General features: G+C 49.9%; 14 protein-coding genes. 8 read left to right on the top strand and 6 right to left on the bottom strand.

Features of this window, described 5'->3' with window-relative positions:
* Window positions 1-47: 47 nt before the first annotated feature.
* The 3 genes from LDN30_RS02055 to LDN30_RS02045 all read right to left on the bottom strand — a co-directional run bounded on the left by LDN30_RS02055 (window position 48) and on the right by LDN30_RS02045 (window position 4,013).
* On the bottom strand, window positions 48-947 hold the full coding sequence (locus LDN30_RS02055) for a TlpA disulfide reductase family protein (protein WP_223928594.1): 900 nt from the start codon (window positions 945-947) through the stop codon (window positions 48-50).
* Window positions 948-1,054: 107 nt separating this feature from the next.
* Window positions 1,055-2,803: an ABC transporter ATP-binding protein gene (locus LDN30_RS02050; RefSeq protein WP_223928593.1), complete on the bottom strand. Its 1,749-nt coding sequence runs from the start codon at window positions 2,801-2,803 to the stop codon at window positions 1,055-1,057.
* 307 nt (window positions 2,804-3,110) lie between these two features.
* Complete coding sequence (locus LDN30_RS02045; protein ID WP_223924928.1) at window positions 3,111-4,013, bottom strand: NAD kinase; 903 nt, start codon at window positions 4,011-4,013, stop codon at window positions 3,111-3,113.
* Between the two features lie 163 nt (window positions 4,014-4,176).
* Here LDN30_RS02045 and LDN30_RS02040 point away from each other — a divergent pair, with 163 nt between their 5' ends.
* From LDN30_RS02040 to LDN30_RS02015, 6 genes are all read left to right on the top strand, one after another.
* Complete coding sequence (locus tag LDN30_RS02040; RefSeq protein WP_223928592.1) at window positions 4,177-4,743, top strand: DJ-1 family glyoxalase III; 567 nt, start codon at window positions 4,177-4,179, stop codon at window positions 4,741-4,743.
* Window positions 4,744-4,965: 222 nt separating this feature from the next.
* Window positions 4,966-5,661 (top strand): 2-C-methyl-D-erythritol 4-phosphate cytidylyltransferase, encoded by a 696-nt coding sequence (locus LDN30_RS02035; RefSeq protein WP_223924924.1) that lies wholly within the window; start codon window positions 4,966-4,968, stop codon window positions 5,659-5,661.
* 3 nt (window positions 5,662-5,664) lie between these two features.
* The gene (gene recG, locus LDN30_RS02030) at window positions 5,665-7,764 is read left to right on the top strand and encodes an ATP-dependent DNA helicase RecG (RefSeq protein WP_223928591.1); all 2,100 of its coding nucleotides are present in this window, start codon (window positions 5,665-5,667) and stop codon (window positions 7,762-7,764) included.
* Between the two features lie 283 nt (window positions 7,765-8,047).
* Window positions 8,048-9,046, top strand: a complete 999-nt coding sequence (locus LDN30_RS02025) for a peptidoglycan DD-metalloendopeptidase family protein (protein ID WP_223928590.1) — start codon at window positions 8,048-8,050, stop codon at window positions 9,044-9,046.
* 791 nt (window positions 9,047-9,837) lie between these two features.
* Window positions 9,838-11,574, top strand: a complete 1,737-nt coding sequence (locus LDN30_RS02020; RefSeq protein WP_223928589.1) for a tetratricopeptide repeat protein — start codon at window positions 9,838-9,840, stop codon at window positions 11,572-11,574.
* A 145-nt stretch (window positions 11,575-11,719) separates the two neighbouring features.
* Window positions 11,720-13,501: a choice-of-anchor J domain-containing protein gene (locus tag LDN30_RS02015; protein ID WP_223928588.1), complete on the top strand. Its 1,782-nt coding sequence runs from the start codon at window positions 11,720-11,722 to the stop codon at window positions 13,499-13,501.
* A 3-nt stretch (window positions 13,502-13,504) separates the two neighbouring features.
* On the opposite strand, the gene LDN30_RS02010 is transcribed toward LDN30_RS02015, so the two are convergent.
* Window positions 13,505-15,946, bottom strand: coding sequence for a M6 family metalloprotease domain-containing protein (locus tag LDN30_RS02010; RefSeq protein ID WP_223928587.1), 2,442 nt, complete (start codon window positions 15,944-15,946; stop codon window positions 13,505-13,507).
* Window positions 15,947-16,167: 221 nt separating this feature from the next.
* Here LDN30_RS02010 and LDN30_RS02005 point away from each other — a divergent pair, with 221 nt between their 5' ends.
* Window positions 16,168-20,862 (top strand): carboxypeptidase regulatory-like domain-containing protein, encoded by a 4,695-nt coding sequence (locus LDN30_RS02005; protein ID WP_223928586.1) that lies wholly within the window; start codon window positions 16,168-16,170, stop codon window positions 20,860-20,862.
* 703 nt (window positions 20,863-21,565) lie between these two features.
* Window positions 21,566-22,480, top strand: a complete 915-nt coding sequence (locus tag LDN30_RS02000) for a hypothetical protein (RefSeq protein WP_223928585.1) — start codon at window positions 21,566-21,568, stop codon at window positions 22,478-22,480.
* A gap of 272 nt (window positions 22,481-22,752) precedes the next feature.
* Here LDN30_RS02000 and LDN30_RS01995 read toward each other — a convergent pair whose 3' ends face one another.
* Both LDN30_RS01995 and LDN30_RS01990 read right to left on the bottom strand, forming a co-directional pair.
* Window positions 22,753-23,271 (bottom strand): LITAF-like zinc ribbon domain-containing protein, encoded by a 519-nt coding sequence (locus LDN30_RS01995; RefSeq protein ID WP_223926898.1) that lies wholly within the window; start codon window positions 23,269-23,271, stop codon window positions 22,753-22,755.
* Window positions 23,272-23,906: 635 nt separating this feature from the next.
* Complete coding sequence (locus LDN30_RS01990; RefSeq protein ID WP_223928584.1) at window positions 23,907-25,223, bottom strand: IS4 family transposase; 1,317 nt, start codon at window positions 25,221-25,223, stop codon at window positions 23,907-23,909.
* Window positions 25,224-25,352: the final 129 nt, after the last annotated feature.

The following is a 25,352-nucleotide window of genomic DNA, read 5'->3' as shown; positions in this document are numbered from 1 at the left end:
ACGTTTTTTGGTTCATTTTATTATGTAGAATTATATTTTCCGCAGCGTTAAAACTCTATCGGCATGAAGTACTGAGCCTGCACCGGACGTCCGTTCTCGGTTGCCGGCTTCCAGTTTGGCATGCTGTTGATTTCGCGGATAGCCTCGTTCTGCAGTTCCGTCATGCATCTGTCGGTAACCGATTGCTGGCGTTCCTTGGTCAGCTTATTAAACTTCTTCGTGTTGCCAATCTTGAAATCCTCAACGCGGATGACCGATGCGCCACTGACTTTTCCGTCGTAGGCCACCTGGAAACGGCAGATGAAACGGCCCGTAGCCTTATATCTTCTCGACAGAGGAGGATAGAAGCTGTTGTCGTTGATGTACTTTCCGAATCCCTCCTTGCCGCCGGGGAAGAGGTTGACGAGCTCGTCGGTGCTCAGCATTGGCACCGGAATCTTCTGCAGGTAGCTGCGAAGGCGGTTGATGTCGACCGTTCCTACGACCACGCGGCCGTCGGGATCGATGAGATACATCGTCGGAATCCAGTTCACATGATACAGGCGGTCGGTAGTGGTTCCATGTTTCCACTTCTTCAACTCGCTCACCTGAGTCCAGTACATCTTATATGTGTCCCAGTAACAATTTATCCATGCCGCGCGGTCGGTATCGAATGAGACACCTACGAAGTTGACGTTGAGGTCCTTAAACTGGTTGAAGAGCTCCTTCATCTGGGGGATATCCTTCCGGCAGTCGGGGCACCACGAAGCCCAAAAGTCCAAAACGACATAAGAGCCGCGGTAGTCCGACAGCGTGATATCCTTGCCGTCGGCCGTCTTCAGGGTGAAGTCGGGAGCCTTAGTGCCCTGGCGCAGCAGGTCGCGGCCGTATTTCTCATCTAACGAATCAGTCTGGGCGCTGACCGTCAGCGATAGGAGCATCAGCGCTAAAAGCAATACTTTCTTCATGTATCTTATTCTTCTATTGTTTCGATTATAGTCCAGTTGGATTGCAAAATTAGGGTATTTTATTCACAATTGCAAGTTTTTCGCGAATTAATAATTTCCCCGCCACATTACTGTGGGCTCTTACCAGCAGCGGGAGACGGTTCCGCGGGCTTTTCGCCGCCGTCGGCCTTGGGCTTATGACTGTGCTCTATGGTCCTGACGACATGCAGTGTCTGGTCGCAATAGTCGACGACAGCAGGGCGGTGGGTGATGAAGATGATGGTCTTGTCGTGCCGTCCGAGGATATTCTTCAGCAGGTTCCGCTCCGTCTCGGGGTCGAGAGCCGATGTCGCTTCGTCGAAAAGCATGACGGCACGGTCGCGGAGAAGGGCTCTGGCGATGCTGATTCGCTGGGCCTGACCCTCCGAGAGACCGCCTCCTTGCTCAGCGCACTGAGTGTCAAGGCCATCGGGGAGCTCCATGACGAAGTCGGCACAAGCCCGGTGGAGAGCCTCTTTCATCTCTTCGTCGGTGGCATCGAGGCGTCCCAAACGGAGATTCTCGCGAATCGTTCCGCTAAGAAGGGTATTGCCCTGAGGCACGTAGACGAGGTTGGCACGCATCCGCGGCGACATCTCACGGGTCTCACGGCTGTTGTAGAGCACCACCCTGCCCTTCTTCGGACGCAGCAACGAGAGGATAAGACGCACGAGGGTGGTCTTTCCGGCACCAGTCTCACCGAGCACGGCGGTACACGATCCGGGTCGGAAATCGAAGCTTAGATTGTCGATAATATTCCCCTTGCCGTCGTCGTAGGCGTAGCTGACATTCTCGAAGCGTACTCCGCAGGGTGCGTCGACGATGATGGGATCGCCCTGTTCCTCCAACGGGTCCTCCTCGAGTTCCATAAGTCGCTCAGCAGCAGTGAATACGCTGACGAACGCCGGGACAAGTTTCGTGAGCTGACGGGCCGGATTCTGGATTCTGTTTACGAGCTGCAAGTAGGCTGTCATCTGTCCGAAGGTGAGGGCACCGGCTGCCATCCGTACCGCAGCCCAGAGGAAAGCGATGAGATAACCGAGTGCAAAGCCGAAGTTCATGGCTAAATTGCTGAAGACGGAAAACACCGTCCGCTTCACCACTTTGTGGCGGAGGATGCTCTGAGTGCCCTCAAGTTTCTCCACGGCGGCGTCGTCGCTCTCCAACGTTTTGATGAGCATGCGGTTCTGAACCGTTTCCTGAAGGACGCTCTGGACCTTCGAATCCTGGTCTCTGACGTCACGCGTCAGACTGCGCATCTGTCTGACATACACCTTACTAACGAGCACAAAGACCGGTATCATGAACGTGATGACAAGGGCGAGGCGCCAGTCGAGGGCGCAAAGATAGACGAAAGCGCCAAGAAACATCGCCAAGGTCGACAGCGCTCCGGGGATGGTCTGGGTGAGAAAAACGACCACATTACTCACGTCAACCTCCAAACGGTTGAGCACATCGCCCGAATGTCGCGACTCCTTTCCGTGCCATTCGGAGTGCAGAAGGCGGTCGAGCAACTCCTGCTGCATACGGTTCTGAGCCTTGATACCAAGGATATTCTGTACCCAAATGCTGGAAATATTCAACGCAAAATCACAAAGGATAAGCACTCCCATGATGCCTACGGCCCAATAAAGGTTGCCCTCGACGGCATGCGAAGCTACGTCGATGGCATTCTGGACGGCCCACACCGATGCCAGCGAGACGCCCACCGACAGCAGTCCGATGACCGCATTGAGCACAGCCTGAAGCCGGTTGCCGCTCCAGGCATGCCACAACCACCGGAAAATTTCTCCGGAAGTGTAATGGGTCTTCGGTACTTTAAACAAGTCTTTAAACATAAGCTACTCTCTATTTGTTCGCAAACGGACGGACCGTCGCTATCACCAGACCGTCCATCTCCGTTCTTTTTTAATTTTCAAACGATATTGTTAAGCCATTCAAAAACATCATTTTCAATCGTCAGACGATATTGTCAAGCCATCCAAAGCTATCATTCTCAATCGTCAAAGGATATTGATAAGCCATCCAAAACTATCATTTTCAATCGTCAAAGGATATTGATAAGCTATTCAAAACTATCATTTAAACTATTCATCTGGCAGTGACCGGGACCTCACAGAAGCCTGTCGGTCACCCGTCGTCAGCCTATTTGTCGGACGAGAGGCTCTGCGGTGCCTTGCCCCACATCATCTTTTCGCGTAGATTCTTGTAGTATTGCTTGCTCAACCGCTTCACGATGTGAATGTTGAACGGGGCCCGGCGGATTGTCACCGTGGTACCCTCGCGGAGCTTCTCCGACCGTCCGTCGACGGCGATGAGGAAGTTGTGCGACCGGCTTTCGACGCTCATCTCCACCGTTACGCTGTCGTTGACGACTATCGGACGGATGTTCAGCGAGTGCGGGGCCACGGGGGTGAGGCACAGAACGTCCGTCGACGGAACGATGATTGGTCCGCCGTTCGACAGCGAGTAGGCCGTGCTGCCCGTCGGAGTGGAGACAATGAGACCGTCGGCCTTATATGTCGTGAGGTATTCGCCATTGATTGTCGTCCTAATCGAAATCATTGAGGCATTGTCGCGCTTCAACACCGCTACCTCGTTGAGAGCGAACGGGTTAACGGCGAGATGCCCGTCATCCACCGATGCCTCTATGACCGAGCGCTCAACGAAACGGTACTTTTTCATCATTATGTCGGCGATGGCTGCCGAAGCCTCCTCGGGGGCCACGTCGGCAAGGAATCCGAGGTGCCCCATATTGACTCCGAGGATTGGAATATTCTTCCTCCCTACCCTGCTGGCGGCCCTGAGGAAAGTACCGTCACCGCCAAGCGACACCGCAAAATCGGCCTCTACATCAGTCCCCGAGAACACTCCGGCGGGCTGGATGTCGAGATGCAGCGTCGTCGTAAGGTACTCGTAGTAGGGTCGGTCGATGAAGTATTCGGCTCCGTTGTCACCGATGGCACGCAGAATATCGGTCACCGTTCCGGCACGCAACGGCGAGTATTCATTGCCGAAAATGGCAAAACGTATTGGGTTTGAAGCCATAAATTCTCTCTTTTTTAATCTTTTTGACGCAAAGCACACCGCAAGTCAACAATTATTTGTATCTTTGCGAATGCTAATATCTGCAAAGATAGAACAAATTGAAGACAATTCAAAATGATTTGTCATTTAATTTATATGATATAAAGCATAAAAATTCAGTACTATGGCAAAAGTTTATGAGTTTCTCGCCAACGGCTTTGAGGAAATTGAAGGATTGGCACCAGTAGATATTCTCCGTCGCGGCGGTATTGACGTTACTACCGTCAGCATCACCGGAAGCCGCGAAGTGACTACCTCTCACGGTGTTACAATCCTCGCCGACACCACTTTTGAGGATGCCGGAGAGATGACTGACGCCGATCTTCTGATGCTTCCCGGCGGCATGCCCGGCTCTACCAATCTCAACGCCCATGCGGGAGTGCTGAGCGCTATGCGCCGTCAGTTCGACAGTGGAAAGCTCGTTGCGGCCATCTGCGCGGCACCGATGGTTCTCGGAACAGCCGGAATACTGCAAGGAAAGCGCGCTACCTGCTCACCGGGATTCCAGAAATATCTTACCGGTGCCGAGTATACGGGCGAGCTGTTTACCGTCGACGGCAATGTCATCACCGGCGAAGGACCATGCGCAACACTGCCTTACGCCTATAAGATTCTGTCGCTTTTCATTGGCGAAGAGAAAACGCGGGCACTGGAAACGAAGATGCAATACACCCATTTGATGGAAAAATAACTGCTTTTCGAAAGAGACGAAACTCACATTTGATGGAAAAAGAACCGTACTCGAAATGAGACGGGACTCACATTTAATGGAGAATTCACCATTATCTGACAGAGACAAGAATTCCATCCAACCGATAGACAGCCACCGTTCGGCCGAGATGTAACTACCATATAATAAGGATGTTGCCATCATTCGGCCGGGAGCTGACAAACAATTAATATTCTACTGACAATGAACTATATGATTATCGTTGCCGGAGGCCGCGGAACGCGCATGGGGAGTGATATTCCCAAGCAGTTCCTGTGTGTCGGAGGCAAGCCCGTGCTGATGCTCACCTTAGAGCGTTTCCACGCTTACGACCCGTCGATGGAGCTTATCGTCGTCCTTCCCAAGGACCAGCACGACTACTGGCGCAGTCTCTGCGAGCGCTACGCCTTCACCATTGCCCACCGCATTGCCGACGGTGGCGCCACCCGTTTTGAGTCGTCGAAGAACGGTCTTGCCCTCATTCCCGACGATGCCGACGGTCTTGTGGGATTCCACGACGGGGTGCGTCCGTTTGTCTCCGATGCCACCATCCGCCGCTGTTTCGAGACCGCCGAGGAGGAATATACCGCCATTCCCGTCATGCCGGTGACGAGTACGCTCCGCGTCGTCGACCCCCGTGGCGGCGGATTCACCGTCGACAGATCGCGCTACCGTGAGGTTCAGACCCCCCAGGTGTTCGACATCAAGCTCGCCCGTCAGGCTTTCAGCCAGCCCTACCGCCCACAGTTCACCGACGATGCCAGCGTTGTCGAGAGTCTCGGCTGCCGCGTCACCACCGTCGAGGGCAACAAGGAGAACATCAAACTCACTACACCCTTCGACCTGAAGGTTGCCGAGGTGCTCGCAGGCGAAGATTTCAAGGAAGGAGGCGAGAACTAATCCATGGCCGATTTTCTCCAACAGGACATCATGTATCTGCCCGGCGTAGGTCCGAGGCGGAAGGAGATACTGAGCAAGGAGCTCGGTATCAACACCTTCGGCGACCTGTTGGAGCGCTACCCATATAAATATGTGGACCGCACAAAGGTCTACACCATCGACACGGTGAGCCCCGACATGGCCTTCGTACAGGTCATCGGCGAGATTCTGAGCTTCGAGATGACAACGATAAGTCCGCGGAAGAAGCGTCTCGTAGCCCACTTCACCGACGGCACCGGGGTCTGCGACCTCGTATGGTTCAACAGCGTCAACTACGTCCGCGAGAACCTCCACCCCCGCAAGAAATACGTCGTCTTCGGCAAACCCGGGGTCTTCAACGGCCGCATACAGTTCAGTCACCCCGACATTGACGACGCCGACAAGATACAGCTCAACGACATGGGCATGCAGCCCTACTACACGACGACGGAGAAAATGAAGAAAGCGGGACTCACCTCGCGCAGCATCGAGCGCCTGACGAAGACCCTCTTAGCCAAGATGAGCACCCCTCTGAGCGAGACCCTGCCACCCTTCATCACCGAGCGCCTGCACCTCATCAGCCGCGACGACGCCGTCCGCCTCATCCACTACCCCAAGACCACCGACGACGTGCGCCGTGCCGAGATGCGTCTGAAGTTTGAGGAGCTCTTCTATGTCCAGCTCAACATCCTCCGCTACGCCAGCGACCACAGGCGCAAATACCGCGGTTATATCTTCCAGCACGTCGGACAGCAATTCAACTGGTTCTACTCCCACAACCTCCACTTCGAGCTCACCGGAGCACAAAAGCGCGTCATGCACGAGATTCGCGCCGACATGCGATCCGGACGACAGATGAACCGCCTGCTGCAGGGCGATGTTGGATCCGGCAAAACCCTCGTAGCACTGATGTCGATGCTCATAGCCATCGACAACGGCTACCAGGCCTGCATCATGGCGCCGACGGAAATTCTCGCCGAGCAGCACCTGCAGACGATACGGACGTTCCTCAGGGGCATGGACATCAGCGTCGAACTGCTCACCGGAATCGTCAAGGGCAAACGGCGGCAGGAAGTGCTCGACGGCCTCATCAGCGGCCGCGTCAGCATCCTTGTGGGCACCCATGCCATCATCGAGGACAACGTCCAGTTCAACCGCCTCGGCCTTGCCGTCATCGACGAGCAGCACCGGTTCGGCGTGGCTCAGCGTGCACGGCTGTGGACGAAGAGCGAGAATCCACCCCACATCCTCGTCATGACGGCCACACCCATCCCCCGCACCCTGGCCATGACCATCTACGGCGACCTCGACGTGAGCGTCATCGACGAGCTGCCACCGGGCCGCAAGCCCGTCGTCACCATCCATAAATACGACGATCAGATGACAAGTCTCTACTCCGGCATACGAAACCAGATTCTCAAAGGGCGACAGGTGTACATCGTCTACCCCGTCATCAAGGAGAGCGAGAAGAGCGATCTGAAGAACCTCGAGCAGGGATATGAGGGCCTTCTCGACGTTTTCCCCCAATTCCGGCTCAGTAAGGTGCACGGAAAGATGAAGGACAAGGAGAAAGAAGCGGAGATGGAGAAGTTCGTCAGCGGCGAAACGCAGATTCTCGTTGCCACGACCGTCATCGAGGTGGGCGTCAACGTGCCCAACGCCTCCGTCATGGTCATCCTCGATGCCCAGCGCTTCGGCCTCAGCCAGCTGCACCAGTTGCGAGGCCGTGTGGGGCGCGGCGCCGACCAGAGTTTCTGCATCCTCGTCACGAAACGGCAGCTGACGAAGGAGACCCGCCGCCGGATAGACATCATGTGCGATACCAACGACGGATTCCAGATTGCCGAAGCCGACCTCAAGCTCCGCGGTCCCGGCGACCTCGAGGGCACTCAGCAGAGCGGAATAGCCTTCGACCTGAAGATAGCAAACATCGCAAAAGACGGACAAATAGTGCAGATGGCTCGCGACGAAGCACAGAAAATTGTCGACACCGACCCCACCTGCTCGTCACCCGAATACCAAATACTGTGGGACAGACTTAAAGTGTTAAGAAATACTAATATCAATTGGGCCGCAATTTCTTGACATAGAGCAAGCATGAAACGCGTGAAACATCGATAAACAAGAGCATAGGAACGTTTCAGAAAGAATAAAGCAGTAATGTTAACGCACACATTTTGTGTTAAAAACGAAATAAAATACGTTAAGGGTGAAACATTTTCGTAATATTTTTGCTAACTTTGCAATGTTCAAATTTTAATTTTGGACTTTTGTTTTGCCCAAATTACAATATTTGACGTTCTATGGGGACAACCACTATCAAGTATTTCCCATAATACCAATCTGACAACCGCTCTAAAAGACAGATATGATTATAAACAGAATACGAACATTTGCAATAGCATCTATACTGGCTTTCTCAGCCGCTACCGGTTCCGCTCAGGACCTCTTGGCCCGCCAGGCACCGGTCGACCGCCGCAGCGCTGCCGCCGACACCATCGTTCTTCAATCGCTTCGCCATCGTGAGGAGATGGAGAATCCGTCTTCCGACCTCTACCCCACATGGGAGAACCGCTACGCCCACAAGGCAACACCGATGCCCGACGTTTACCGCATCGACCTCAGAGGTTTCTGCATGCCCACCCCGAGCCGCGTCATCACGAGCAACTTCGGACGCCGCTGGGGCCGCTGGCACAAGGGATTGGACATTAAGGTGTACATCGGCGACACCATCCGCGCGGCTTTCTCAGGCAAGGTTCGCATCGTCGACTACGAGGCCAGCGGCTATGGCAAGTACATCGTCATTCGTCATAACAACGGTCTTGAGACCATCTACGGCCATCTGTCGAAACAGATAGTAACCGAGAACCAGTACGTCCGTGCCGGACAACCCATCGGACTCGGTGGCAACACGGGACGGTCGACGGGTTCACACCTGCACTTCGAGACCCGCCTTTGCGGCGTAGCACTGAACCCGGCACTGATGTTCGACTTCCCAAATCAGGATGTCACGGGCGACTTCTACACCTATCGCAGCTCAACTATCGACGACGAGTCAGCACAGGCCACCGCTGCACGCGGCAAGGCATCGAGCCGCGGCTACTCGCGCGAGAACATCCAGGGCAACGGACAGATTAGTCATGGCAACATCAACCATAACGCAGTGCGCCGCCAGGCCCAGCCCCGCCGCACCGAGAACGAGCAGGCCAACAGCGGTGCGCAGATGCGCTACTACCGCGTAGAGGCCGGCGAGACATTGGAGAACGTCGCCGAGAAGTGCGGTGTCTCAGTCGAAAAGCTCTGCAACCTCAACCACTTCGGACGGTTCACTGTCGTAAGGAAGGGGCAGTTGGTGCGCTATTCATAAAGAAAACGATCAAGAAGAAGTATTCTCAAATATTTTTCTCTTCAATTATAACATAAGCGTAAACTCTAACAACCAGTAAAAAAGATCGTAAGAAGGTCCGTCTGCAAGTGATTGTAGGCGGACTTTTTCGTTGCATATAGCTCGAATCCATCGCAGCCACGCAGCCACAATTGCCATCCTTCCCCCTATTGTCACATCACAACACGGCATCACCCATCGGCAGACATGCGTTTCATTGTGGCACAGGATTATTCATTCACAGTGTCAGAACGCTCCACGTTCCGCTCCTCATTGTTTCACCAACACCATTTTTGCTACACAATCATTGGGAAATATCTTTACAGCATTCCAATATGGTCCATTTGGGCTTCTAAAACGGCCCGTTTCGCGTCCTAAAACGGCCCGTTTTGCATCCTGAAATGGACCATTTCGCAACGCCAAATGGCATGTATTTGTAAGTCATTGGCAATCAGACGATAACAGAAACGGCAGAAATTGTCATGTCGTTTGAATTATATTTACATTATTATTTGTTTTATTACGGATGCTGACAGCCTGATTTTTGTGCATCTTACGACGCTTGAGGCACGTCATTTGTCGATTCACGTACCGCAGTTTTGACAGTCTCCCGCATCCATATTGCAAATGCGGTCATACGCTATCCTAAATCTTGTAGGGCGAAGCAAACAAGGCATAATACGGAAGAAGGTCCTTCGTTGTTGTCATAGTTTATATTATGATGTTTGGAAATGTCGATTTTCTGTTGTAACTTTGCACAAAAATAAAGAAATATGCACGAAATTAAAGGTTTACTGTTAGCAATCGTGATGCTGTTTGTCGTGACATTGTCGCGCGCAGGCAACTACTACTTTTCGCCACTGAGCAAACCTTTCGACAATATTGCAGAACGACTGAACACCCTCGACCGTGAGAATCGCCGTTCGGAAGCTCAAGTCAAGGATTTAAGTCAACTGAAGAAGCTTGCCGGCAACAATACCCAACTGCAGGCCCGTGCCCTGTTTTGGGATGTTCGAATGAGTCAGTTAGACCGTTCGCCGGCCGAGTGCATCAAGCAATTGCTACGGGCCGAAAAGCTTTGCCGCCCTGAATATGACTATGATTTAGCCGTTATCTACTATCAGTTGGCAGGCAATTATGAGCGGTTAGGACAATATCTGCTTTGCTATAACTATTGCAACAAGGCCCTGAATGTGCTGAAACGCTATGACGACAACTTCTTCTTGGGCAACACCTACTTGCTTTTAGTGCAGCTGTTCTATGACATAGACGACATTGTTCAGGCACGCGACCAGTTGGGTCTGGCCGAACAGCATTATCGGAAAGCACATTTCTCGCTCAACCGTATATACTTCTTCCGTGCATTACTGACTGATGACTTGCACCAGAAGACAGCTTGGATAAAGAAGAGCATACTATACGGCGGCAACGACTGGGCCCTGACTCTTCAGGACTATACCAATCTTAGCGAGCTGCTTGTGAAGACCGGCGATGTGAAAGGTGCCATGCGGGCATGCGACGCAGGCGCTGAGCTTATTAGCAAACATCTTCAAGACAATGTGTACTTCACTACTCTGCTCTATATAGCCCGCGCTAAGGTCTCCTATGCGCAAGGCGATTACATCAGGACCATAAGCACAATAGACAGTCTGAAACCGTATGCAAAGATGTTGGACGGCGAGACCTTCATGTTGGATGCCTACTATCTGATGTGGAAATGCTATGACAAGTTGGGCAAACAGCCACAGGCGTATTTGGCCCTTAAGCAATATCAGCAACAATATGAGCGCAATACGGCCATCGCAAAGGCACATGACATTCCCAAGACTCAGGCCCGAGAAGAGATAATGCGGCAGAACGACAAGCTGAAATTAGTGGAAAAGGATGCCCAAATAAAGACGAACTACCTTTATCTTGCACTCCTTGCCATTGCTTTAGTGCTCATCATAGGACTGGCTTTGACCATCTACTACCGGCAGAGGTTCAAGATCAGGAAGATAGAAAATGAGCAACTGCGCGAGAATTTGAAGCAGGAAGCTCTTATATATGCCGTAAACAGAAAGAACTTTGAGGACGATATCAGGCAGAAAGAGAGCGAGATAAGCTCTAATACGCTCCTCCTGGCCAACAAAAATGAGGTGCTCAAGCAGATTAGCAGCATCACCCAGCAATTCTCCAACGACGGACTAATACCACGCTCTTATGTACAGCAGGTGAACCATGTGATTGGACAGAGTCTGAGGAACGACGACGAATGGCAACGGTTCAAGACACATTTCAACGCCGTCCATCCCAATTTCTTCCTCAAGCTGAAGGAGACATGCCCCGAGCTGACGGAGAATGACCTTCGTCTTTGTGCCTATATATGTATCGGGGTGAGGCCTAAGCAGATAGCCGAGATGCTCAGTGTGACCCCCGACAGCGTGAACAGCAACCGCTATAGACTGCGTAAGAAGTTTGGGCTCAATCGCAACGACTCTCTTGACGACTTCATCAGGCGATTGGGATAGATTAAGTATAGATAGAAACTGACAGCAAATGAAAAGCCGGCTTTGAGCTTGCCGTTTATCAGTATATTGATTACATTTGCATCAGTTTAATAATATCTATCTCATATATCTTATGAAAAAGAAGTTTTCTCTCATTTTGATCGCTTTGCTCACAAGCATCGTGGGCAAAGCGCAAACCGCTTATTTCGAGACAGGATTCGACAATGGAATGCCCGACGGAGTAACTACCTACGACTTAGACGGTCGCACACCGTCTATCGACATGCAGAAGTTGGGCTTTGAGGTGGGCAAGGGCTGGATTGTAGCCGATGGCGTTGACCCAAAGGACTCGCTCAACGAGGTGGCCATTTCCACTTCGTGGTATAAGAATGCAGGTGCAGCCAACGACTGGATGGTGCTCCCCGCCGTGACCGTAGGAAGCAATAAGGCTGTTCTTACGTTCCGGTCGATGGCGCGTGACAAGGACTACAGCGACGGATTTAAGATTTACGTAAGCGATAAAGGCTGCGTGCCCGACAGCTTCAAAAGTGCACCCGTGCTGACGGTCAGCAAGGAACAGGCATCATGGACGCAGCATACCGTGAGCCTGTCCGACTATGCCGGCAAGACTGTCTACATAGCCTTTGTCAACGACAGCAAGGACAAGGCTGCCCTGTACGTCGACGACGTGTTTGTGGGAGTGCCCTCCCACGTAGGATTGCAGGTGAGCCTCGGGCGCACGTATGACGGTTGTGGCGATGTGCCGGTGAGCTTCAAGGTCAGTGCCCACAATGAGGCAGTAAAGGGATTTACACTCACTTTCACACCCGACAATGGCACGACGCCGTTCAGCAAGACGTTTACGGCTGCGCAAAGCACTATCGCCTCGGGCGACACGATAACGCTCGACAGCCTCTGCACAGTCAATATTCCGCGTAACGAGCATGTAGGCTGGACTGCAAAGGTGAGCAGCGAGGGCGATGAAACATCGCTGACGGGAAAGACATACGCGTTCCCCTGGCGCGTGGTGGCCGAAGAAACGACCGGCACATGGTGCAAGTGGTGTGTCAGGGGTATCGGGGCCATGGCCTGGATGAAGGCTAATCATCCTGAAGGATTCATCGGAATAGCCGTTCATTATAACGGGAACCCTAACGTGCCCGACTCTATGGACTACTCAGAATACATTGATGCCATCCATAACGACATGGGAAATGCCGGTTATCCGCACGCAAGCGTGAACCGGAATGCTGAGTTCTACGGCGATCCTGCTGATATTCCCGAAACCTATAACTACATAAAGAACTCACAGACCAACAATGTCGGCATTTCGACCAAAGGCGTTTATGATGCCACAACTAAGAAGATTACAGCCACGACGGATATATATTTCAGTGAGGATGTGGATAAAGCCGACTATAAACTGGCTTATGTGGTGATAGAGAACAACGTGCATAGAACTCATGCCGAAACGGGAGTAATCAACGGTTATTGCGGTTACGACCAGATTAACGCTTATGCCGGAGGAGCCAATGGAGCGATGTATGGGTTCGAGAACAAGCCGTCGGTCATTAATGCCGACAGTATCTGGTATCAGGATGTGGCAAGGGTGATTGCTCCTTCGTATTCAGGAATAGCCAATGTCTTGGGTACGAGCACCGTGAAAGAGGGCGACCACTTTACAAATACCTACACGCTGGATATGCCAACGACGGTCTTGAAGAAAGAAAACACGCAGATTGTGGCACTGCTCATAAACTCCTACAATCAGATAGCCAATGCCGACTGCGTTGATATAGAGGGAACTGGTAATACGACTGGTATCAACGAGGTAAATAAAAAGAAGATGCCGGTCAACGCCAACATCTTCTATAACTTGCAGGGAGTCCGCACTGAACATCCCACAAAGGGCATCTACATCTGCAATGGCAGAAAAGTGATACTGTAATAATCAGTGGGCTACGGCCTTAAACAGTGTTTTGCCACGCCTCTCAATGTACAAACCACGTTGGGGAGCGTGGCTTAACTTTTTGCCATCAATCGTGAAATATTCGGCGGGAATCTTGTCGCTGTCGGTTGTCCGCGGCGTTTTTATGCCCGTGGCGAAATCCGTGAAAAACACTAAACTGTCTGACCAAGGACTTTCTTTTGCGCTTTCGGAACCCCGAGTCTGCACTTCAACAGTATAATAAGTATCCTTTTCCAATCCGTTAAGCACATAGCTGTTGACAGGAATGCCTTCCACCAAGGTAGTGTCGACTGCTATCAGCGAGTCGCTGACCTCTGCGTTTGTCGTCGAAGCGGCAGTTCCAGTAACCGGAACATTGTAGGTGTCGCCCGAGAAAGCCGAGCCGTCACCCCTGACAACGACGATACTGTCGATGAAAGCGCTGCTTTTAGCCACGTCCAAGGTAATATCGGTCTGCGTAAGACCATTGTCAAAGCGGAAGATATAATTCCGGCGGGTAGCCGAAAGTCTCGTCCTGCCTTTCTTGCCGTTGGCACTTACGGTGAAAACAGGGGTACTGCCGGCCTGACTGTATGCCTTGACGATAACCGCAAACTGCCCGTTTTCGGCGCTCAGATTAAGCGTCGGAAGCGTTAGCGAAGATGCGTCAAGGGTGTGCTGACCGTCAGTATAGGCTACCGGAATCGTCGATTCGTACACCATTTTGTGATAACGGACGTTATAACCGGCATTTTTTGCCATGTCATCCCATTGTATTGTGGCCCCGTTATCATTGATTTCAGAAGCATGAAGGTTGGTCGGAGTCTTGTAATGGTTACTCATATAGTCGAACGAAACTACGCCGTCAGAGTTTCTGATGCCCGTTATCCAACGGTCCAGAGCACCATATCCGAAAGTTTCGGAGGCCGGACTGCTCTCATCGGTGAACGAATCGTTAATCAGAATGTTGTCGGAAAGATATGGATAAAGGTCGTTTTTCTCCGTTTCCTTCTTCGCTACAGCATCATAAGCAGCCTCGTTGTCGGCACAAACAAGATAAAAACGGCGATGGTTTGACGTAGCGTTTACGGTGTTGCCCGTCCAGTTGCTCTTGTCAAAATCGAGGTGGGTAATCATCATTCCGCTGCCTTTGATGGCTTTGTCCCAACCCGTTTGCTGTCTGTTCTCCAGCAGATAATACTGGTTGGGAGCGTTTGTCGGGATGACATAAGCCTCGTTGCTTGTAGCTATATTGTTCAGTGTAAGTCCGTCGGCGGGGTCCTTCAGAATGCGGGGAGTCATCCATCCAAGCGACAAACGCTCAAAAGCGTTATACGAGGGCGGCACATTGGTTGCGTCGTTATAAGGGCCATAGTCCATGATGTCGTAGCTTCCAAGTTCGTAATCGTACGACGACGTGGTGTTGTAATGGTCAGCCAGTCCCAACACATGGCCAAATTCATGACAGAGCGGACCTATTCCGCATGGCGTAGTTCCCTCTGTGCCATACAGTTCCGCCGAACATGCGTAGGTGTCGAGTGTCTTTCCGTCTTGCTTGATGGTGTATCCTGCTTCCGAAAGCTCATACTGATGGGGCCAAATGGTATTAGGATCGGCTCCGAAGTTCTCGCCGTATCCGGCGTAAATCACGTAAACCATGTCAACTTTTCCATCGCCGTCGGCGTCATATTTGCTGTAGTCAACGAGGCTGTCAGCCAACTGCACGGCCTCGGCAATGGCCTTTGCACCGTCGGCGTCACCTGTATTGTTGCCGAAAGCATCTTTCTTGTCGGCTCCATAATAGGCGTAGTTGTGTGATAAGGTGACTGGACCGACAACGTCGAAGTGGGCATTGAACTGTCCCATACTCTGCGAATAATAGTAGTCATGGGCACTTCCAATGGCCCCATTGTCACTGAATCCCTCCTCGTTGAGCATCCGATCGAAGTACGCTTGGGGGTAAGTGAACTTGGCATCTTGAAATTGTGCGAGGATGACGATGCCCTTGAAGTCGCCCTTAACAGGGAAATTATGCATGCGCATCTTGCTGAATTCGGTCGTCGTCTGGGTTGCTGAAGCATGCTTCGTCTGCGGTGTCGCAGCAGGAAAGGCCATCACTTCCGAGGTCTTGACAGCTTTCTCCAAAAGCAGTTTGTCCGCAGCTGAGCGTCCAGACTCACCTCTTACTATAGGCATCCCCTCAGTTGTGAGCCTTTGGTCGGCTCGTCTGGTGAGGTAATGATAATAGCCGTCGTCAGCCATCTGTATGGCATAGCCGTCTGTTGTGCTTATGCAGCTGTGGTGTTCGTCGCCCATCAGCAATGTGGTTATTGCTGTTCCGTCGGGTTGTATGCGCTTTATCTTCCCCCGATAGGCAGGCATTGCCGTCATGGCCAATGTTGAACAAGCCATAAAAGCAGTCATAATGAGATGTAAGTGTTTCATAAACTGTTAAGATATATAATTGAGTTGCGGTTGCAAAATTACACATTTTTATTTCAAAATGTTATGAAAATGACTGTTATAGCTTTAAATTCTATATAGATAAAAACTGACAGGACCGTTTTTTAAGGCTTTTGCTAACATTTGCACCTATTTTTTTTATAAATTTGCAACGTTCTTTGAAATACAAAAACATATTTACTTGATATTATAATTATTAGTTTATGAGACACAAGACACTTCAATTTCTGGCCGCGTTGCTGCTATCTGTGGGTAGCGGAACGTATGCGTCAGCGCAAACAGTCTACGGTCTAAGCTCTCAAAGAGACGGTTCTCCCGGCATCTACTCCTATGAGTTGTGCGACACTGGAGTGACTAACAAGCAATTAGTACAGCCGATTGAGCTTACCGGAGACGACGCTTCGCGACGGTATGAGTCGTTAGCTGGTGGCATCTATGTCAATGGCAAGTACTATTATGTACGCTACACGCAGACCATGTCGGGCTATGAGGCGGATGGTTTCTGGGTGTACGACTTCGATTCCAAGACAACCAAGCAGATAAAAGACCTCGGTTCGGTTGCTCAGGGGCCTATCTTTGGTGAGGAAGAGTACGACTACCAGACCGGAACGATGTACTGCGGCAACTCTTTCAGTAGTGCCGGCAGCACATTACAAATACTGGATCCTTCCACGGGAAACACAACTGCGGTAGGCAACTTCACCCTGGACCGTTACACAGAAAAGGCTCAGCAGTATCCTGATTTCCCCGATTACCTTGTGGCCCTGGCCATGAACTACGACGGCGGCATGTATGGCGTTAGCTATTGGGGCGGACTTTATAAGGTGAATAAGCAGACTGCTGCCTGCACTTTGGTAGGTGCTCTCGACTATCTTCCCGGCGGTGCCCTGCAATACGCTGATGCAGCCGACTTGTTCTTCGACAATAACACCGACAAGCTATACCTTTATTTATATCAGCATCCGTCGCTTGGCGGTCACGGAAGCGGTGCCGAGCTGGTCAGCATTGACCCTGCAACGGCTCACGTAACGCCCGTTGAACTGCTGCCAAGCATAAAAGACCTGCTTCATGGCAACACTGTGACCTTCACGGTGGCTGAGGCCAGCGCACCGCAAAAGCCACAGAACTTCACGGTAACAGCCGGAGAAAGAGGCGCCCTCACCGCTACACTGGAATGGGATAACCCTTCAAAGACTTACGGAAGAGGTGGAACGCTTGAAGATCTCGATTCTATTATCATCTATCGTAACGGTGTTGAGATTCACAGAATAGCCAACCCGACTATTGGCGGCCACGAAACTTACACTGACAACGTGCCATCACGCGGTTTCTACAACTACAGATTGGTAGGCGTGAACGACATGGGACACGGCGACAGAGTGGCTGTTGGGACCTACATCGGCACCGGTGACCCTCAGAGCGTTACCGATCTGCATGTTGAAAACGCCGTGCCTAACGCTGTTGTAACATGGACTGCACCCACCAAAGGTAAGTTGGATGCATACATAGACACCACAGCCCTGACCTACGACATCACGCGTCTGCCTGACTCCGTGAAGGTGGCGAGCGACATAAAAACGACTTCCTACACTGACAATACGATTCCCAAACTGGCCAAATACCAGTATCAGGTAGTGGCAAAGGCCAGCGGCTACAGCAGCGATGCCACCGTCTCGGAAACAGCTATCCTCGGTCCGGCCATCGAAGTGCCCGACACATTGCTGGCAACAGAGGAAAACTTCAACTTATGGAAGACTGTGGATGCCGACGGCGACTATGCTTGTTGGTCATGGAATAATCCATCGCCATGGTCGTTCGGAGGTGCATATTCAGGATACAACTACACTGATTATGCTCCGGCCAACTGGCTTATATCACCTTATATACACCTGCTGAAGGACAAGCATTATAAGATTACCTTTGAGGCTTATCCCTCCAACAAGAAGATAACCGAGCAGTTGTCTATTGGATTCGGCAAAGGTCAGGATATAGCTCAGCAGGACAGCATCAACAACTTCAACATTAGTGGCAGCTATGCCCATACGCTGCGCTCCAACTTGCCGATCGTTGGCGAAGACGGTTACTACTACTTCAGTTTCCTCCAGCGCACGCTCTACGCCAACTTTGGTCTCTCCCTCAAGAACGTAGTCATCGCTGAGGACCACGAAGGCTATATAAAAGGAACGGTGACCGCTGCTGGCAAGGCCATTGCCGGTGCTACTGTAACGGTTAACGGTGGCGAATTCAAGGCCACAACCGATGAAAACGGCGAATACACACTCTCTTATCTGCCAGAAGGTACCCACGCAGTAAGCGTCAAGGCTTTAGGTTATGAGGATACCGAGGCACAGGCCACTGTGGCCCAATATGATACTACCATTGTGGATATTGCCCTTACCGCCCTGCCCACCTACACTATTTCAGGTGAGGTGAAGGATATCGCCGGCGATGCAGTGAGCGGTGCTGACGTTGAAATTAGCGGCTATAACAGCTACTCGGCAGTCACCGATGCAGAAGGAAAATTCAGTATCGGAGGTGTATTCAAGAACGATTATTACGCTATAAACGTCACTAAAAACAAGCTGAAGAGCTACAACACCAACTTCAAAGCCGACAAAGACCAGTCGTTCAGCATCTTACTGCGCGACGACATACGTCCGGCCACGCATCTGACAGCAGCTGTTGACACAGCCAATGCCGGCACGGTGAACGTAAACTGGAACGCTCCTGCCAACGATGCAGTGGTGAACCGTATAGATGACGGCACCCTGACAACGACAGTCGGACTGCAGAGTGGCACTAATAATAGTGTATTCGGAGTCATCAACCGCACACCGTCGCTCGTCTCTGGCATACAATATTATATAGGCTCAACAGCCACAAAGACGCATTATAGCGTAGCTGTGCGCATCTTCGACCTTGACGATGACGGTAATCCCACGTCCAATTTGCTCTACGAGAATACCTATGTGCCATGTACGGATGACCAGTGGAACACCTTCATGCTGCCTGCATCGGTAGACGCGCCACGTGGTTATTTTGCAACGATAGCATCCTACGGATTCCTCGGAATAGGCATCGACGGCGCTGGCGACAGCCAGAAATATCCGTTCAGACAGTACACTAACTGCTTTGCTTCCGACTATACCACAGGTCAGTTTGGCTATTTGGACAATCAGTCGAGCGAGAGTCTTCACCATAACTTCCTCCTGCGCACAATAGCAGCCCCCTATACTGTGGCCGACGACAGCTTAGCAGCGAACGCTCCAAGGTTCATATTCTCAGCTTCACGTCCATCAGCTGACAATGCCGAACTGACCAGCCTTGCAGCCTCGAATAAGCAAATTGCTGATCCGGAGCCTATTGCTCAGAAAGTTATCCAGCAGCGCGTGCGCTACAACGTGTACCGCATGAAGACAACAGACGAGGCTAATCAGGACGCATGGACCCTTCTCTCGGAGAAACAGGCAGCCCACTCGTATGCCGACACCCAGTGGGGCGGCCTGGAGAAAGGTGTCTACGCTTATGCCGTGACCGCCGTCTACACCGGTGACACACTCTCTACACCGGTCGTATCTGATTCTATCGGCAACAAGATGAACACTACAGTGAAGATTCATGCCGTTACCAACACACCCGACAACGAGGCTTATGGAGCCAAGGTGGTGCTGATAAACGGTGGCGGAAGGCACTATTACGAGACAACGCTCAATGAAAACGGCGAAGCCACCATCAGCAATGTGTGGAAAGCCAATTACGAGATGCACATAACACTCGACGGCTTCAACGCGATAGACTCTGTGGTGAATCTGGCCGACAAAGACACTTACGACTTCACGTTGGGACTGACCGAGAACATCGTAAAACCATACAACCTGATGATAGATAGCGGAAGTGCCGACAACGCACGCACCTTTATCTGGAACTATGCCGACTATTACGCCGACGACTTCGAAGGACACACCGACTTCACCATCAATTCGCCGGGTAAACTCGGCTGGCAATACATCGACGGTGACGGTGCCTCGACGGGTGCTTTCAACACAGGCGACGACACGTCTTGGCCTAATGCCTTCCAGCCCATGGCCTTCATCGTGTTCAATCCTTATCAGGTAAAGGAGAGCGATGGCAGTACGCTGGCCGACTACTTCAGCACCATGCGCCCGCACTCGGGCGAGAAGGCACTTGCCGACTTCGGTACTACTGACGCCGACCAGGACGACTGGCTCATCACTCCAAAGCTTCACTTCACCCGCAACTTCAAATATCGTTTCTATGCTCGCTCGTACGATGGTTACGGTTATCCAGAGCAGGTGGAGGTTCTCTACTCTACCACTACGGTAGACCCGTCAGCTTTCACACGCATAGACAGCGTTTCGGTATCGTCATACTATAGTTGGGTATACAAGGAGTACGACATTCCGGCCAACGCCAAGTACGTTGCGCTGCGCGCAGTGACCAAGGCTGGCAAGAGCAGATGTTTACTTATTGACGACGTAGCCTTCGGTTATGCCGATGCACTGCCTGCAACACCTGGTTATATGCCTGCAAGTCATGTCTCGACAAGCCGCATGCCGGCTCTCGACGGAGCTTACGAGATATACCTTGACGGCAATAAGGTGGCACAGCAGGACGAGACTGAGTATGAGTTTACCAATCTTTCGGCCGGCACGCACACCGCCGGCGTAAGGTCAGCTTATACTTCCGGCTTCAGCGAAATGAGCACAATAGACTTCACGGTGAGTGCTACCGACGGCATACAGAGCCTATCGACTGATTCCACAGAGCCCGCTGAGTACTATAATCTCAACGGTCAGAAGCTTAGCGGGAGCCAGGCTCGTGGCGGTGTTTACATCGTAAAGCAAGGCACACGCACTACAAAGAAAGTGAGAAAGTAGTTTTCTCGATATAGTTAACACTTTTACCATTAGGCTGTCAGCTGGCATATCAGCTGGCAGCCTTTTCTGTGATCCATTGCATAAAAACGGATGCTTTATTGTCAAAAGACTACGCATCAAAAAATCGAAAGAACCACTTTCAGCGCACTACCGTCTGAATCCATCGCAGCCACTTGGCCGCAAGGGTCATTCTTCCCCATTATTGTAACATCAAAACACGGCATCAGCCATCGGCCGACATGCGTTTCATTGTTGCAGAGGATTAATACGATGGCGTTACTTATGGCCGTCAGGAGCCTACTAACATCCAATAATCACGATATTATCCCCGTTTATAATGTCAAAATAATTCACATTTTGATTCCGTTTGTACCATCTCTGCAATTCACTGATACACACCCGCTTAGCAAAACATGCCATTTGGCGTTCTAAAACGGCCTGTTTTAGACGACGAAAACAGATAATGTAAAGCTTTACATAATCTGTTCTGGCTCTACAAGAATATCATCGACAGTGACAGGGTAAACGTGCATTCAGACTACAGCGTATATGCCACCGAACTGATTAATTTTCTCTCCGTTGTCATAACGACAAGGGTTAAGAATGAGTTTGTCAAGTTGGAACTAAACAAGAAATATTCTTACAAAGCTATATTCCGATACCTCTCAAAATACAAGAAGGTGAGGACCAAAGATGGTGGGAAATGGAGCACGACAACCATGCTTATAGCGACAATACATACGATGCGCTTGATCGCATAACAAGAACAACCACACCAGGCGATGCATGGCACTCGGCAGGCAAGAGCGTGACAAAAGAACACATAACCAACGGCGCGAGTGACGTAAAACTTTACACCGCTCCGATGGATGGGGAAAACCATCTCGTCAAATCGGGATATTATGCCAAATGTACACTGTCCGGCGAAAAGACGACCGACGAGGACGGGCATACGCTGACCATATTCACCGATAAACTCGGCAGGAAAGTCCTTGAGCGAAGGGCAAGCGACGAGGGCAACAACGACACGTACTTCGTATACAATGATCTCGGACAGCTTCGCTTTGTTTTGTCGCCAGAGTACCAAAATGACCGACATAAGGCAATATTTGCCTACGAATACCGTTATGATAACAGGGGAAACGTAGTGAAGAAGATTCTTCCCCAGTGTGAGTACATACAATATTGGTACGACACAACCGACAGACTAATCTATATGCAGGACGGACGCATGAGGACTAAAGGACTATACCGCTTCTACCTTTACGACAATCTTTCAAGGATTGTCGTCGAGGGCACATGCTCGTCGTGCAACCGAGGTGGCTCAGTAACGCACACGAAATTCAATGCCTCGAATGCCGGATTTCTGAACACGGGCTATACCTTTGATCATAATCTCAACTTGGGCAACCCAAAGCTTGAGGTGGTCAACTATTATGACGATTACAGTTTCTTAAATCTTCCCTTGTTCAAGAATGACAAGGCCTTGAAGAAAGCAACCAATACATCAAATCCGACTTGTGCAAAAGGATACGTCACCGGCACTATAACTGCAACAAACAATGGAGATTTGTTGTTAACTAAAGTTTCCCACCCTCAAAAAGTAGACTTAAAATAACAGTTTCTCAATAATTATTGGTAACTTTGTAGTATCCAAATACAATGATTATCAATAAATTAAAGAGGAACTGTTATGAATGCAAAATTAGGCAATTTTAGTGGGCAAATGGAAAATTGACCAAATTAATAAATTATGGAAAGAATTTCGATAAATTATTTAGATAGAAATATCTTTTTCTATATGCTATTTCTTTTAATTATAGAATTTTCATTTTGTCAAACAAGTTGTACGTCTACAAATGATTTTTATATAAATTATAAAGAACAAAATTATTCCTTATAGAATTCAGTCCCGCATTCGTTGCATTTGTAGTTTTTGCGCTCTCGCTGGGGTATGACAAGGACAACGCCAACCGCCAATGAGATTAGTGATATAATAAGAAAGCTAACCGTAGCTGACTCTATAGACTTCACACAGAATGGTAGGATAATGCAGACGATTCCGATGACAACTAAGAGAACGCCGATGATGACCGCCCACTTCGACAGCTTGGGCCTTACCTTGCCTAACGCTACGACATTCTGACTGCCGCAATTGGGGCACCATGGCAGTTGCTTCTCTCGCTTTTCGGTTATCTCATGCAATATGCTCTGGGCTCGCTCCAAGTCCTTCTTGAACACCCTCACCTCAATCCCGGGATTAGGTCCGTAAGCGCCATAAGCGGGGTCGTTGAGCTCGTCGTGGAGCGATGAAGCTATACCAGCGTTGGCCAGCTTAGAAACGATTTCATCGGCCAGAATAGAGTTGTCGCACTTCGTTAAGCTAATGGTTTCTTCGTTCTTGTCCATATTTCGGTTGTTTTTATCATTGACAAATTTACGAAATTATCTGTAATTCGCAAGCAAATTAACTTTTTTTAGGTTCTTCAGTTAGTTATTGTTCCTCAGGGACTTATAAAAAATATTAATAAAAAATACGCAATTAGTTGCGGAATTAAGGCGTTTCCTTTCTTCTTACTTATTGATGAATATTCAGTTTTCCGACGGCAAAGTTAAGGAATAATCTCTGATGCAGCAAGAGGGCACATGAAGATGGCTTACTTACTTTTTGGTAGGAAATGGATGTAAAGGGGAGGAAATGGGATTGCCGTTAACTTGCTTTAACTAAGCAGTCTTTTGCCGTCGGACAACTTTTCCCGCTTTCGTCGCCTTTTTGAAGTGACAAAGCTAATTGCCCGGAAATCAGCCTTTGGACCTTTGAAAATACGCGAAAATGGGTGTTTCAAGCGAATCAAATACATTTTCTTATGGCAAATATAAGGAAAAAACCGGCAATTCGTATCATCCGATGGTATTTATTCGTAACTTTGCGCATGATTTTATAACAGTAATTATTGCTGTCCGGTAAAACCCGGATTCCGTGATTTTAGCTCTCGGAACCCCAGTAAATACGGGACATGATTCTTATTTCTGAAAAGTAACCCCTATAGGTCATCAAAGAGGCTTAATTGTATATATTTCGGATTGTAAGCCAAAGCCTGCTTTCGCTGGGCCTCCTTGAGATCACGCCAAGCACGTAAGGGGTCTACGACCATGGCTACAATATCAATATAGGAGAACATTGTAAGCCGGATAGCGCATACGAGATTGGAAAACGACATCTTATCTTTTGCCTCTCTGGAGATAACACTTGTCAAGAGATAGGCTATCATAACCGACCAGATCTGTATTTCTATGGCATTAACGCTGTCTCCCAGGAAATACTTCAAGGGAAAGTTCTGCTTAAGACGTTTAAACAAACATTCTATCCCCCAACGCCGTCTATATATTTCACAGATTTCACTTGCTGACAAACTGAAATTATTGGTAATGAACGCAATAGTCCCTTTCTTATCATCGGTTTTCTTTACGACGCGTCTGAGAACTAACGTTCCCGTCTCAGTTTGTTTAACTGTAGGACGCTTCTTTGGCTTCCTGCCTCGTCTGTGTTTCATTTCCTCCTCGGTCAGCTCTCTTTCCGTAGTATGACGATAGACGACCGATATCTTCTGGTCAGATACAATGTCATCATCGCTACTACATGTTATATTCTCTATCACAGTAAAGCTCATTTTGTCCTTTTGTCTGGTGACAAAGAAGATATCATGGTCTGTGAATTGCTTCCACATCCAGTAATCTACATAACCCATGTCAAACGCAGCGAATGATCCAGATGGGAGCGACAAGATACTGCTCATTCTACTGTGGTCGTGTATGGCAGCGGCGGAGTAATCTACAAAAGACGGAAGCACACATGAGGCCTCTAACAGCGTATGAGCCTTTATACCGCCCTTTTTCTCGCTATTTTTAGGAGTCCGTCCAACACCCTTAAGTATCTGAGAGAAAAGGCTTATCGTGGTCGAGTCAAGGATGTATAACCCCTTCTGAAGAGCCTTGGAGGACTTGCTGTCCGATAAAAAGGACGAATATCGCTCGTACAGGGCCTTGTAAACATCACCAAAAAACTGGCTTGTCCGCTTCTTGTTTGCGTCAGACAGAGTGCTGCGTCTCACCAAATAGGCGATGCCTAAGTGATTCAGGCGGGTTACGTTGGCCTCAAAACCCTCTACAACTTGCCTGATAGACTTGGCACCGCTCAATGCCGCATATATCATCACTACAAGATGCGTAAAGGCATCGAAGCTCTTCACGTATCTGTTGACTTTTGTAGTTGTGGCTAACTCGTTCACTTTATCTCGGTTTATCAACTTTATTATCTGACTTAGTACTGGATGTCCGGAAGAATTAATATCTTTGCTCATGGTTACCATCGTTTTTGTTTAGCAACACAAAGATAGTAACTTTGGGGAAGAATCCAGCGGGATTTATTCCCCTTTTTTCAGCTTTTGAATTTTTCGTTTACCGGACAACAATAATAAAAAATATTAATA

Source organism: Prevotella lacticifex (genome assembly GCF_019973375.1).
GTDB classification, from domain to species: Bacteria; Bacteroidota; Bacteroidia; order Bacteroidales; family Bacteroidaceae; genus Prevotella; species Prevotella lacticifex.
Note: the sequence above shows the minus strand (reverse complement) of the source record. Positions and strands in the feature narration are given on the sequence as shown.

Bases quoted from the DNA above. Each gene is read 5' to 3' on its own strand.
- LDN30_RS02055 (WP_223928594.1), bottom strand. From the start codon at position 947: ATGAAGAAAGTATTGCTTTTAGCGCTGATGCTCCTATCGCTGACGGTC.
- LDN30_RS02050 (WP_223928593.1), bottom strand. From the start codon at position 2,803: ATGTTTAAAGACTTGTTTAAAGTACCGAAGACCCATTACACTTCCGGA.
- LDN30_RS02045 (WP_223924928.1), bottom strand. From the start codon at position 4,013: ATGGCTTCAAACCCAATACGTTTTGCCATTTTCGGCAATGAATACTCG.
- LDN30_RS02040 (WP_223928592.1), top strand. From the start codon at position 4,177: ATGGCAAAAGTTTATGAGTTTCTCGCCAACGGCTTTGAGGAAATTGAA.
- LDN30_RS02035 (WP_223924924.1), top strand. From the start codon at position 4,966: ATGAACTATATGATTATCGTTGCCGGAGGCCGCGGAACGCGCATGGGG.
- recG (WP_223928591.1), top strand. From the start codon at position 5,665: ATGGCCGATTTTCTCCAACAGGACATCATGTATCTGCCCGGCGTAGGT.
- LDN30_RS02025 (WP_223928590.1), top strand. From the start codon at position 8,048: ATGATTATAAACAGAATACGAACATTTGCAATAGCATCTATACTGGCT.
- LDN30_RS02020 (WP_223928589.1), top strand. From the start codon at position 9,838: ATGCACGAAATTAAAGGTTTACTGTTAGCAATCGTGATGCTGTTTGTC.
- LDN30_RS02010 (WP_223928587.1), bottom strand. From the start codon at position 15,946: ATGAAACACTTACATCTCATTATGACTGCTTTTATGGCTTGTTCAACA.
- LDN30_RS02005 (WP_223928586.1), top strand. From the start codon at position 16,168: ATGAGACACAAGACACTTCAATTTCTGGCCGCGTTGCTGCTATCTGTG.
- LDN30_RS02000 (WP_223928585.1), top strand. From the start codon at position 21,566: ATGGAGCACGACAACCATGCTTATAGCGACAATACATACGATGCGCTT.
- LDN30_RS01995 (WP_223926898.1), bottom strand. From the start codon at position 23,271: ATGGACAAGAACGAAGAAACCATTAGCTTAACGAAGTGCGACAACTCT.
- LDN30_RS01990 (WP_223928584.1), bottom strand. From the start codon at position 25,223: ATGAGCAAAGATATTAATTCTTCCGGACATCCAGTACTAAGTCAGATA.